Below are 11,479 nucleotides of genomic sequence, written 5' to 3' on the forward strand. Positions count from 1 at the left end.
GTCGATACGGTGAAGCTAAGGGCGGTGCGCGGTGCCGTCAACCGCGACGCCGCGCATCACCCGGCGCCTGGGCCAGGCTCAACTCGCGAGGGCCTCGAGGGGCGGCACATGGGCGAGGCCCAGGGCTTCGGCCACCGCCGCACAGGTCACGTGGCCGGCATGGATGTTGAGACCGTTGGCGAGGCCCGGGTCGTCCGCGAGTGCGCGCTTGACGCCCTTGTCGGCCAGCGCCACCACGTAGGGCAGGGTGGCGTTGTTCAAGGCGAAGGTCGAGGTGCGCGGCACCGCGCCCGGCATGTTGGCCACGCAGTAGTGCACCACGCCGCACTCGACGAAGGTCGGGTGCTGGTGGGTGGTGGGATGGGAGGTCTCGAAGCATCCGCCCTGGTCGATGGCGACATCCACCACCACCGCGCCGCGTTTCATGTGGCCGAGCATGGCGCGGGTCACGAGCTTGGGCGCCGCCGCGCCCGGGATCAGCACCGCGCCGATGATGAGGTCGGCCTCGCGCGCCGCCTGGTCGATGCCGGCGACCGTCGAGTACACGCACTTGATGCGGCCCTGGTACTTGTCCGTGAGGTGGCGCAGGCGCTCGAGCGACTTGTCGAACAAGGTCACGTCGGCGCCGAGGCCGACCGCCATCTGCGCCGCATGATCGCCCACCACGCCGCCGCCGATGATCACGACCTTGGCTGGCGCCACGCCCGGCACGCCGCCGAGCAGGATGCCTTCGCCGCCCTGTGCCATCTCGAGACAGTGCGCGCCGGCCTGCACGGCAAGGCGGCCCGCCACTTCGCTCATGGGCGCCAGCAGCGGCAGGCCGCCGTGCCGGTCGGTGACGGTTTCGTAGGCGATGGCGGTGACGCCCGAGGCCAGCAGGCCATGCGCCTGCGGCGCATCGGGTGCGAGATGCAGGTAGGTGAACAGCAGTTGGCCGGCGCGCAGGCGGGCGATTTCCTGCGGCTGCGGTTCCTTGACCTTGACCACCATGTCGGCGCGCGCGAAGACTTGCTCGATGCTCGCGATCTCGGCGCCCGCCGCGCGGTAGTCGGCGTCGTGCATGCCGATGCCGGCGCCCGCTTCCGATTCCACCAGCACCTGGTGACCATGATGGACCAGTTCGCGCACGCTGCCCGGCGTCAGGCCGACGCGGTATTCGTGGTTTTTGATTTCTTTTGGCACACCGATGAGCATGAACAGTCTCCTGGAGTGGCTTCGGGCATTGTAGGCATCGTTATTGTGGGTCCGACTATAGTCGGACACGTCAGACTCATCACGCCTCTGGGCGCGGGTCCGGCTCGCTCGCTCCTCGCCTATCTATCTGATATGTCTCGTCGCTCGCTGCGCGGCTCCTAGCGCGCGAGCATGCTCGCTACGCTTATTCAGAGCTTCCTGAAGTCTGACCCACAAAAGAGAGAGCTGTAGTACACTCGCGCCCGGACACGATTCAATGGTGAACGTGTCGGTCCCCTCGCAGCACAGCTCTGTAAACCCCGCCAGGCCCGGAAGGGAGCAACGGTAGCAGTCACTGTGGGTGCCGGGGTGTGGCTGGCACGTTCGCCGCCTTATTCTCGATGACCGGGCCCGACGGTCGTGCGCACCCACCGGGTGCCCATCCCGCGTTTTAGTGAAGGGTATCGCCACATGAGCTACCAGGTCCTCGCACGCAAGTGGAGGCCGCGCAATTTTGCCGAGGTGATTGGGCAGGCGCACGTGCTCAAGGCCTTGATCAATGCGCTGGACACCGGTCGCCTGCATCATGCCTACCTGTTCACCGGCACGCGCGGCGTGGGCAAGACCACGCTGGCGCGCGTGCTGGCCAAGGCGCTCAACTGCGAGACCGGCGTCAGCAGCACGCCGTGCGGCGTGTGCAGCGCCTGCACCGCCATCGACCAGGGGCGCTTCGTCGATCTCATCGAGGTCGACGCCGCCTCGCGCACCAAGGTCGACGAGACCCGCGAACTGCTGGACAACGTGCAGTACGCGCCGACCCAGGCGCGCTACAAGGTCTACCTCATCGACGAAGTGCACATGTTCTCCAATCACTCCTTCAACGCCCTGTTGAAGACCCTGGAGGAACCACCGGCCCACGTCAAATTCCTGCTCGCGACCACCGATCCGAAGAAGCTGCCGGTCACCATCCTGTCGCGCTGCCTGCAGTTCAACCTGACGCGCATGCCGGCCAGCCTGCTGGCGCAGCACCTGGCCACGGTGCTGACCGCCGAAGGCATCGCTTTCGAAGACGGCGCCTTGACGCTCATCGCGCAGTCCGCCGGCGGCAGCGTGCGTGATTCCCTGAGCCTGCTCGACCAGGCCATCGCCCACGGCGCCGGCAAGGTCGACACCAACGAAGTGGTGATGATGCTCGGCACGGTCGACCAGGACCGCGTGCTGAAAATCCTGTCCATGGTCGCCGCCGGCGATGCCCACGCCGTGATCGCCGCCGCGCGCGAACTCGCGAGCTACGTGCCGGACTATGGCCAGGTGCTGGCCGAGATGGCCTCGCTGTTGCGACGCGTGGCCGTGGTGCAGGTGCTGGGCGAGGCGACGGGCGATCTCGAAAGCGACGCGCGCGTGGCGGCGTTGGCCGCCAGCCTGCCGGCCGATGAAGTGCAGCTCCTGTACCAGATTGCCCTGACCGGCCGCCGCGACCTGGCCATGAGCCCCGACGCCGAAGCCGCCTTCGAAATGACCCTGCTGCGCATGCTGGCGTTTCGTCCGGCCGGTGTCGTGAGCGCACCGCTGGTCGGCGCGGCGCGCAGTGCGCCCTTGACGCGCGCGCCGGCGCCCGCGTCGGCCGTCAGCCGTGCGCCTGTCGCGGCGCCTGTCGCTCCGGTTACCGCGCCGCCGGCCGCGCCTGTCGCCGTGCCCGAAGTCGCGCCGCCGTCGCCGCCGGCCGCGGCGGTGGTCGAGCCGCCCGCGCCGAGTGCCACGCCGCGCGCCGCGCTGCCGGCGCATTTCGATTGGGCGCAGGTGGTCGATGAACTGACCGTGGTGGGGCTCGCGCGTGAACTGGCGCGCAACAGCGCCGTCGCGCATTTCGATGGCCGCCGACTCGACCTCGTGATCGCGCCGCAGTTTGAAAAGCTCGCCGCGCGCCGCCATGTCGATACCCTGCAGGCGGCGCTGGCCGACAAGTACAGCGGCGAAATTGTCATCAACGTCACGGTCAGCAGCGATTCCGGGCTCAGCACGCCGTCGCAGCAGCAGCTCGCGGCCGCCGCCGACAAGCAGCGGCGCGCCGAGGCGGACATCGACGCCGATCCCAATGTGCGCGCCTTGCGTGACACCTTCGGCGCGACCATCGAAGACGTGTCCGGGCGCTGAGCGCGCAGCGGCGATTGAATCAACAGCGGAGCAGCGAACCATGCGTGGTGGAATTGGCGACCTCATGAAGCAGGCGCAGAAGATGCAGGCCGACATGGAAAAGGCCCAGGCCGAAATCGCGGCGACCGAAGTCACCGGCGAAGCCGGTGGCGGCATGGTCAAGGTGGTGATGAACGGGCGCCACGACGTGCGCAAGGTCAGCATCGACGCGGACTTGTTCAAGGACGACAAATCCATGGTCGAGGATCTCGTCGCGGCGGCCATGAACGACGCCAATCGCCGCGTCGAGCTGTTGAGCCGCGACAAGCTGTCGAGCGTCACGGCCGGCATGAACCTGCCGCCCGGCGTCAAGCTGCCGTTCTGAGCCTGCGCGACGCATCGCGGACAGCCTCGCCATGAATCCCTCGCCGCTGCTTGCCGAACTCATCACGGTGCTGCAGTTCCTGCCCGGCATCGGTCCGAAATCGGCGCAGCGCATCGCCTTCCACCTGCTCGAACAGCATCGCGACAAGGCGCGCCGCCTGGCCGATGTCATGCGGCGCGCCGCCGATCAGATCGGCCAGTGCGCGAGTTGCCGCACCTTCTGTGAGACCGAGGTGTGTTCGCTGTGTCGCAGTGACAACCGCGATGCCGGCCTGGTGTGCGTGGTGGAGAGCCCGCTGGACGTGGCTTCGATCGAGGCGGCGTCGGATTTTCGCGGCAAGTATTTCGTGCTGCTGGGACGCCTGTCGCCGATCGACGGCGTGACGCCCGACAGCCTCGGCATGCCGCTGCTGGAACAGCGCCTGGCCGGCGGCGAAGTGCGCGAACTGATCGTCGCCACCGGCACCACCATGGAAGGCGAGGCCACCGCCCACTACCTGCGCCAGGTGGCGCAGCGCGCCAACGTGCGCGCCACGCGCATCGCTTACGGCGTGCCGGTCGGCGGCGATCTCGAATTCGTCGACGGCTCGACCCTGTCCCACGCGCTCGCCAGTCGCCGCGATTACTGATTGCGCGCTGGCGCGGCGAGCGTGGTCGCCGACCCGCCCTTGCTCTAACATCGCCGCGGTACGCGTGTTCAAGTCCGGAGTTCACCCATGCAGTTTGCCGCCAGCCATCTCATCTGGATCGATCTCGAAATGACCGGCCTCGAGCCGGAGCGGGATTGCATCATCGAGATCGCGACCATCGTCACCGATGCCGATCTCAACGAGCAGGTGGAAGGCCCGGTGTTCGCCATTCATCAAAGCGACGCGGTGCTGGCCGGCATGGATGAATGGAACACCCGCCAGCACGGTCAGTCCGGATTGACCGCGCGGGTGCGCGCCAGCACCACCAGCGTCGCCATGGCCGAGCAGGCGACGCTCGATTTCCTGCGCCAGTACCTGCCGCCGTCGAGCTCGCCGATGTGCGGCAACAGCATCTGCCAGGACCGGCGCTTTCTCTACAAGTACATGCCGGCGCTCGCCGAGTTCTTTCACTATCGCAATCTCGATGTCAGCACCTTGAAGGAACTGGCCAAGCGCTGGGCGCCCGACCTGCCCGCGTTCCAGAAACAGTCGAATCACCTGGCGCTGGCCGACATCCGCGATTCGATTGCGGAACTGCGTCATTACCGCACGCACTTCCTGAAGGTGCCGCCGTCGCCATGAGCGTCGCGCTGGGCGACGGGCTGTACGACGCCGCCGGCACGCGCGCGCTGGAGCATTACGCCAGCGCGTCGCTAGGCATCGACAGCTACACCCTGATGGAGCGCGCCGGTCGCGCGGTGTTCGAGTCGCTGCGCCGGCATTGGCCGCAAGCGCGACGTCTGCTCATCGTGTGCGGCGCCGGCAACAACGGCGGTGACGGCTACGTGATCGCGCGGCTCGCCCACCAGGCCGGGCTCGCGCCACGGGTGGTGATGCTGGCCGCCGAGTCGCGCCTGCGCGGTGACGGCGGCGAGGCCTACCGCAGGCTGCGCGAAGCCGGGCTTGCGCCCTTCGACGGCGCGAACTGGTTCGACGACATCGAGGTGGTGGTCGATGCGCTGCTTGGCACCGGCCTCGAGCGCCGGGTGGAAGGCGCCTACGCCGACGCCATCGCGCGCATCAACGCGGCGTCGCTGCCGGTAATCAGCGTCGACGTGCCGTCCGGCATCGATGCCGGCAACGGCGCTTGCCACGGTCTTGCCGTGCGCGCCGCCGTCACCGTCAGCCTGGTCAGTCTCAAGCAGGGCCTGGTGACCGGCGCGGCGCCGGATCACTGCGGCGCCCTCGAGTGGGATGCCATCGGCTTGCCGGCGACGCTGTTCGACGCGGTGCCGCCGTCGGCGCGAGCTGTCTCGTATGCGGGTTTACGTCACTTGTTCACGCCGCGCGCGCGTACCGCGCACAAGGGCCAGCACGGCCATGTGCTCGTGATCGGCGGCGCGCCGGGCTATGGCGGCGCCGCGCGCATGGCGGCCGAGGCGGCGGCGCGGGTAGGCGCCGGTCTCGTGACCCTCGCGACCCATCCCGATTACGCCGCCGCGCTCAGCGCGCAACGGCCGGAAATCATGTGCCGTGGCGTGAACAACGCCGCCGAACTCGCGCCCTTGCTGGCGCGGGCCAGCGTGGTAGCGATCGGACCGGGGCTTGGTCAGCAGCCCTGGGGGCAACGCCTGTGGGCGGCGGTACGGGACTGTCCCCAACCGCAGGTGGTGGACGCCGACGGCCTCAACCTGTTGGCCGCCGATCCCGACCAGCGGCACGCGCGCATCCTGACGCCGCACCCGGGTGAAGCAGCGCGCCTGGCGGGCAGCGGCACCGACGCCATTCGCGACGACCGCTACGCGGCGGCGGCCGAGCTGGGCGCGCGCTACGGCGGCGTGGTGCTGCTGAAGGGCGCGGGCACCGTCATCGCCAGCGCCGGCGAAGTACCGCTGGTGGTGCGCGACGGCAATCCCGGCATGGCCAGCGGCGGCATGGGCGACGTGCTGACCGGCGTGATTGCCGGCCTGCTCGCGCAAGGCATGGAAGCCCGCACGGCCGCCGCCGTCGGCGCCTGTGTCCACGCCCACGCCGCCGACCGCGCGGCGCGCGACGGCGAACGTGGTTTGTTGGCGGCCGACCTCATGCCGCATCTGCGCGCGGCGGTGAACCCGGCACAAACATGAAAACCTTCACTACCGCCATCGACAGCGCCGAGGCGATGGAAGCCTTCGGCGCGCGCCTCGCCGCCGCCTGCGCCCCGGGCGTACGGCTGCACCTGTCCGGCGACTTGGCAGCCGGCAAGACCACGCTGGCGCGCGGCTACCTGCATGCCCTTGGCCATCGGGGCGCGGTCAAGAGCCCGACCTTCACCCTGGTCGAAAGCTACGCACTCGCGTCGCGCACCGTGCATCACTTCGATCTCTACCGCATGGCCGCCGGCGAACTCGAATTCATCGGCATCGAGGACTACTTCGACGCCGATGCCGACTGCCTCATCGAATGGGCGGAGCGCGGCGCGCCGGTGCTGCCGGCGCCCGATCTGTGGCTGCACATCCAGGTCGTCGACGGCGGCCGGGCGCTGCGCTTGGAAAGCCATACCCAGGCCGGTGATGAGATAGTTTCGAGCTTGTGTTGATCAACGATAACAATCATTTATAAAAACAACATAAGACGAACTTGAATTAGGGGGCCTAAGCCGTACAGAATACGAGCATCTATGAGAAAAAAACTTTAAGCCAATGCCCAGGCTGATCTTTCTCATCTTCTTCCTGTTCTGCGGCAAGGCCCTCGCCACTGAAGTGCAAGGCGTGCATGCCAACCGCACGCCCAGCGGCTCGCGCCTGGTGTTCGACGTCGTCGGTCCGCTGCAATACACCGTGTCGCGGCTCGACAATCCGCCGCGCTTGATCATCGATTTCAAGGGTGCCAAGGCGCGCCGGCTGCTCAGCCTCGACAGCCAGAGCAGCGGCATCAAGCACATTCGCCAGTTCATGCAGAGCGACCTCGGCCTGCGGGTGGAGATGGAACTGGCACAGCCGGCCGAGGTGAAGGCCGAACTCCTGCCGCCCCTGAATGGCGCTGGCCAGCGCCTGGCGGTGGAGCTCACCAGCGCGCAACGCCGCACCGCGAGCGCGCCTGCGCAGCCGCGCACCCCGGCGCGTGCGCCCGCCGCCAACCCCGCGCCCGCGCCCGCCGAGCCGACCAAGCGCGCCAGCGCGGCGGTCACGGCGGACAGGGATGCCGACAAGACGGCGCCGACGGCGCCCCGCGTCAGGCCGGAGGCCGCGGCTATCCCCGCGGCCCGTGCACGCGCGCAGCGCGAACTGGTGGTCGCGGTCGATGCCGGCCATGGCGGCCAGGACGTCGGCGCCATCGGGCCCAGCGGCACCTATGAAAAGGACATCGTGCTGGCGGTGGCGCGCGAACTCGTGCGCCTGATCAATCGCCAGCCCGGCATGCGCGCGGTGATGACCCGCGATGGGGATTATTTTCTGCCGCTGCGCACGCGCATGGATCGGGCCCGCGCCAAGCGCGCGGACCTGTTCATCTCGGTCCACGCCGACGCGGTACAGGACCGGCGTGTGCAGGGCTCGTCGGTCTACGTGCTGTCGCAGCGTGGCGCCAGCAGCGAAGCGGCCAAATGGCTGGCGGCCAATGAAAACGCCGCCGACCTGGTAGGCGGCGTCAGCCTCGACGACAAGGATCGCATGCTCAAGACCGTGCTGCTCGACCTGTCCCAGGCCGCGTCGCTGGATGCCAGCATCGATCTCGGCAACTCGGTATTGCGCGGCCTGCGCAGCGTCGGCCGTGTACACCATGCGCGTGTACAGTCGGCGGGCTTCATGGTGCTGAAGTCGCCGGACATTCCCTCCATCCTGGTCGAAACCGCGTTCATCTCCAACCCGGTCGAGGAAAAGCGCCTGCGCAGCGAAACCTATCGGCAAAAGCTCGCGCGCGCGATCTTCAACGGCGTGGTGAGCTTCAACGCCACGCGCAGCCGCCCGGTGGCGCGCCCGGTCGAGCGCGTGATGGCCGATGCAGGCGGCAACGATGCGCGTCGTCATCGCGTGTCGCCCGGCGAAACCCTGTCGACCATCGCCGATCGCTACGACGTCAGCATCAACACGCTCAAGCAGGCCAACGACATGGATTCGGAGATGGTGCGCGCGGGTTCCACGCTGCGCATCCCTTGAGCGGGGTCGCCCGAGCGGCGCCCTGATTGCCTACACTACGCGCCATGCAAGCCATGGCGCGTCCCATCCTTCCGCTGTCCGATCTGCTGATCAATCAAATCGCCGCCGGCGAGGTGGTCGAGCGGCCGGCTTCGGTGATCAAGGAACTGGTGGAAAACAGTCTCGATGCGGGCGCCACACGCATCGACATCGATGTCGGCGAGGGCGGTCTTGCCTACATGACGGTCAGCGATGACGGCTCCGGCATGGCCGGCGCCGATATCGCCGCGGCCTTGCGCCGCCATTGGACCAGCAAGATCGCCGAGGTCAGCGATCTCGCGAGCCTCGTATCACTCGGTTTTCGCGGTGAGGCCCTGGCCAGCATCGCGTCGGTCGCCACCATCGAAATCGTGACGCGCCGCCGCGGCGACGCCCATGGCTGGCGCCTCGCGGTGGCGCCCGGCCAGGCGCTCGCCGCGCCGACGCCGCACAAGGCCAATGTCGGTACCCGCATCACGGTCAGCGAGCTGTTTCACAACGTGCCGGCGCGGCGGCGCTTCCTGAAGCGCGCGCGTACCGAGTTCCTGCACATCCAGCAACTGGTGCGGCAACTGGCCTTTGCGCGCCCCGAGGTCATGATGTCGCTCAGCCAGGCCGGCAGCCGCGGACTGCGCCTGGCGCCGGCCGCGCTGGGCGCCGAAGGCGCGCGCTGGCGCAGCCTGTTCGGCGCCGCGTTCGTCGGCGCCGCGCATTACGTGGCGTTGGAGCTCGAAGGCATCGCCGTGCACGGCTGGGTGGGCGGCAGCGCGCAGGCCGACAGTCAGTCCGATGGCCAGTTCCTGTCCTTGAACGGGCGTTACGTGCGCGACCGGCAGCTGGCCCACGCGGTGCGCCTGGCCTACGGAGAGGCTATTCCGGCCGGACGCTTTCCGGTCTACGCACTGGCGGTGAGCGTTGCGCCCTCGGCGGTCGACGTCAACGTGCATCCCGGCAAGCTCGAAGTGCGCTTCGCCGACGTGCGCGCCGTGCATGACGTGCTGTTCGTGGCGGTGCGACGCGCGCTCGAAGCCGATGGCGGCGCGCCGCTGCCGCCGCACGAGCGAGGCATCGCCGAGCGCCCCCTCGAATACGCGCCGGCGCGCGTGCTCGAGGTCGTCACCCAGCGCGCGGCGCCGGCAAGCACGGCCGCACAGCTCGGCGCGGCGCTGGCGCTGGTCGATGAGCGTTATCTCCTGTATCGCGATGGCGACGGTGTGCGTGCACTCGATCTGCGCGCGGCCTGGAGCGCGGTACTGGCGGCGCGGCTCGGCGCCGAAGCGCAAGCGCGGCCGCTGCTGATCCCGGAACGCATCGGGCACGACGCGCCGCTGTGGCGGCAGCGCTCGCCCGCGCTGTTACGCGAGCATGGCTTCGAACTCGATGAGCTCGGCCCGGCCGGTTACGTGCTGCGGGCGGTGCCGCGCGTGCTGCCGGAATTGGCGTGGGCAAGATTTTTCGCGGCGCTCGCGGCGCAGGAGGCGGGTGACGCACGGCGGCAGTTGGCGCAGGCCGCCGCCGCGGCGCTGGAACTCGGCAGCCACGGCCAACCGTCGCGACGCCTCCTGGAACAGCTCGAACAGGGCGCGACCGCCGGCGGCATCGATCTCGGCGCGCTGTCGGTGGCGGTGGACGGCGTCTTGCTTGCGCGTGCCGGGCTGCGTCATGACTGAGGCAGCGACGCCGCTGCTGTTCGTGATGGGACCGACCGGGGCGGGCAAGAGCGCCTTGGCGCTGGCGCTCGCCGAACGCCTGCCGCTGGAAATCGTGAGCGTCGATTCGGCGCAGATCTATCGTGGTTTCGACATCGGCACCGCCAAGCCCCATCCCGCCATACGCCGCCGTGTGCCCCATCACCTGGTGGATATCTGCGCGCCGACCGAGGCCTATTCCGCCGCGCAATTTCGCAGCGATGCGCAGGTCGCCATCGCGGCGATACGCGCGCGTGGCCGCGTGCCGATGCTGGTGGGTGGCACCGGGCTGTACTTTCGCGCGCTCGAACAAGGCCTGTCGGATCTGCCGGCGGCGGATCCCGAGGTGCGCGCGCGGCTCCAGGATGAACTGGCGCGGCTGGGCGCGAACGCGTTGCATGCACGGCTGGCGGTGGTCGACCCCGCTGCGGCGGCGCGTATTCATCCCAACGATCCGCAGCGCCTGCTGCGCGCGCTGGAAGTCCATGCCTTGAGCGGCGTCAGCCAGAGCGAGATGTGGCAGCGTGCGCGCCTTGCCCCCCATGCCGGTCAGATCGTCAAGCTGGTGGTCGCGCCGGGCGAGCGCGGCTGGCTGCACGAGCGCCTGGCGTTGCGATTCAATCTCATGCTCGAGCGCGGGTTGATCAACGAAGTGCGCGCCTTGCGTGACGCCCAGGGCCTCGACGCCGACGCAGCCGCGATGCGCACCGTCGGATATCGCGAAGTGTGGCATTACCTCGCAGGCGATTACGCACTTGCCCACATGATCGAAAGGGGAATCATCTCTACCCGCCAACTGGCGAAGCGCCAACTGACATGGCTGCGCCGGGAGCGGGATTGCACATGGCTCGACAGTCGCGATTCGAGACTATTGGACCGCGCTTTGCTGCATTTGCGAAATCAGAACGTTTTCAAGCGCGTCGTTTCTGATCTAGAGTAGCGCTGCAGCACGTAGATAAGAATTATTACGACCCATGAAACGCCCGCAGACTGGGCCACTTTCATGCGTCAGCTCTCACCCGGCATAACAACAACAAGGAGCATGCCATGAGCAAGGGCCAATCACTTCAGGAACCTTACTTGAATGCGTTGCGCAAGGAGCGCGTACCGGTATCCATCTACCTGGTCAACGGCATCAAGTTGCAGGGACAGATCGAGTCTTTCGATCAGTTCGTCATCCTGCTGAAAAACTCCGTGAGCCAGATGGTCTACAAGCACGCGATTTCCACCGTGGTGCCGGCGCGCAACGTGCGGCTGCCGCGCGCCGACCAAGGTGAAGATGGTGTGGACGGCGAAGGTGACGTCGCCTGATGGCAGA

Annotated in this window: 11 protein-coding genes and 1 other RNA gene; 11 read left to right on the top strand and 1 reads right to left on the bottom strand. The window is 68.2% G+C overall.

Going from position 1 to position 11,479, the window contains the following annotated elements:
- Positions 1-78 precede the first annotated feature (78 nt).
- Complete coding sequence (gene ald / locus IPM80_02800; protein MBK8957368.1) at positions 79-1,194, bottom strand: alanine dehydrogenase; 1,116 nt, start codon at positions 1,192-1,194, stop codon at positions 79-81.
- Positions 1,195-1,460: 266 nt separating this feature from the next.
- Here ald and ffs point away from each other — a divergent pair.
- The 11 genes from ffs to hfq all read left to right on the top strand — a co-directional run bounded on the left by ffs (position 1,461) and on the right by hfq (position 11,472).
- An RNA gene (ffs, locus tag IPM80_02805) (signal recognition particle sRNA small type) lies at positions 1,461-1,557 on the top strand.
- 87 nt (positions 1,558-1,644) lie between these two features.
- Positions 1,645-3,327 carry a DNA polymerase III subunit gamma/tau gene (gene dnaX, locus IPM80_02810; protein MBK8957369.1) on the top strand — a complete coding sequence of 561 codons (1,683 nt, stop codon included), beginning with the start codon at positions 1,645-1,647 and terminating at the stop codon, positions 3,325-3,327.
- Positions 3,328-3,367: 40 nt separating this feature from the next.
- On the top strand, positions 3,368-3,691 hold the full coding sequence (locus IPM80_02815; GenBank protein MBK8957370.1) for a YbaB/EbfC family nucleoid-associated protein: 324 nt from the start codon (positions 3,368-3,370) through the stop codon (positions 3,689-3,691).
- 31 nt (positions 3,692-3,722) lie between these two features.
- Complete coding sequence (gene recR, locus IPM80_02820; GenBank protein MBK8957371.1) at positions 3,723-4,319, top strand: recombination protein RecR; 597 nt, start codon at positions 3,723-3,725, stop codon at positions 4,317-4,319.
- 87 nt (positions 4,320-4,406) lie between these two features.
- Positions 4,407-4,961, top strand: coding sequence for an oligoribonuclease (gene orn / locus IPM80_02825; GenBank protein ID MBK8957372.1), 555 nt, complete (start codon positions 4,407-4,409; stop codon positions 4,959-4,961).
- A complete protein-coding gene (locus tag IPM80_02830) occupies positions 4,958-6,445 on the top strand; it encodes an NAD(P)H-hydrate dehydratase (protein MBK8957373.1) in 1,488 nt (495 codons plus the stop codon). Before orn ends, IPM80_02830 begins: the two co-directional genes overlap by 4 nt.
- Complete coding sequence (gene tsaE / locus IPM80_02835; GenBank protein ID MBK8957374.1) at positions 6,442-6,897, top strand: tRNA (adenosine(37)-N6)-threonylcarbamoyltransferase complex ATPase subunit type 1 TsaE; 456 nt, start codon at positions 6,442-6,444, stop codon at positions 6,895-6,897. Before IPM80_02830 ends, tsaE begins: the two co-directional genes overlap by 4 nt.
- 103 nt (positions 6,898-7,000) lie before the next feature.
- On the top strand, positions 7,001-8,455 hold the full coding sequence (locus tag IPM80_02840; protein ID MBK8957375.1) for an N-acetylmuramoyl-L-alanine amidase: 1,455 nt from the start codon (positions 7,001-7,003) through the stop codon (positions 8,453-8,455).
- Between the two features lie 53 nt (positions 8,456-8,508).
- Complete coding sequence (gene mutL / locus IPM80_02845; protein ID MBK8957376.1) at positions 8,509-10,143, top strand: DNA mismatch repair endonuclease MutL; 1,635 nt, start codon at positions 8,509-8,511, stop codon at positions 10,141-10,143.
- Positions 10,136-11,101: a tRNA (adenosine(37)-N6)-dimethylallyltransferase MiaA gene (miaA, locus tag IPM80_02850; protein ID MBK8957377.1), complete on the top strand. Its 966-nt coding sequence runs from the start codon at positions 10,136-10,138 to the stop codon at positions 11,099-11,101. The genes mutL and miaA overlap by 8 nt, the downstream gene beginning before the upstream one ends.
- Before the next feature lie 107 nt (positions 11,102-11,208).
- A complete protein-coding gene (gene hfq, locus IPM80_02855) occupies positions 11,209-11,472 on the top strand; it encodes an RNA chaperone Hfq (GenBank protein ID MBK8957378.1) in 264 nt (87 codons plus the stop codon).
- Positions 11,473-11,479: the final 7 nt, after the last annotated feature.

Source organism: Pseudomonadota bacterium (assembly GCA_016719885.1).
In the GTDB taxonomy this organism is placed as follows: Bacteria; Pseudomonadota; Gammaproteobacteria.

Coding starts and splice junctions, on each gene's coding strand:
- IPM80_02840 (MBK8957375.1), top strand. CDS start 7,001: ATGCCCAGGCTGATCTTTCTCATCTTCTTCCTGTTCTGCGGCAAGGCC.
- orn (MBK8957372.1), top strand. CDS start 4,407: ATGCAGTTTGCCGCCAGCCATCTCATCTGGATCGATCTCGAAATGACC.
- dnaX (MBK8957369.1), top strand. CDS start 1,645: ATGAGCTACCAGGTCCTCGCACGCAAGTGGAGGCCGCGCAATTTTGCC.
- miaA (MBK8957377.1), top strand. CDS start 10,136: ATGACTGAGGCAGCGACGCCGCTGCTGTTCGTGATGGGACCGACCGGG.
- IPM80_02815 (MBK8957370.1), top strand. CDS start 3,368: ATGCGTGGTGGAATTGGCGACCTCATGAAGCAGGCGCAGAAGATGCAG.
- mutL (MBK8957376.1), top strand. CDS start 8,509: ATGGCGCGTCCCATCCTTCCGCTGTCCGATCTGCTGATCAATCAAATC.
- ald (MBK8957368.1), bottom strand. CDS start 1,194: ATGCTCATCGGTGTGCCAAAAGAAATCAAAAACCACGAATACCGCGTC.
- tsaE (MBK8957374.1), top strand. CDS start 6,442: ATGAAAACCTTCACTACCGCCATCGACAGCGCCGAGGCGATGGAAGCC.
- IPM80_02830 (MBK8957373.1), top strand. CDS start 4,958: ATGAGCGTCGCGCTGGGCGACGGGCTGTACGACGCCGCCGGCACGCGC.
- recR (MBK8957371.1), top strand. CDS start 3,723: ATGAATCCCTCGCCGCTGCTTGCCGAACTCATCACGGTGCTGCAGTTC.
- hfq (MBK8957378.1), top strand. CDS start 11,209: ATGAGCAAGGGCCAATCACTTCAGGAACCTTACTTGAATGCGTTGCGC.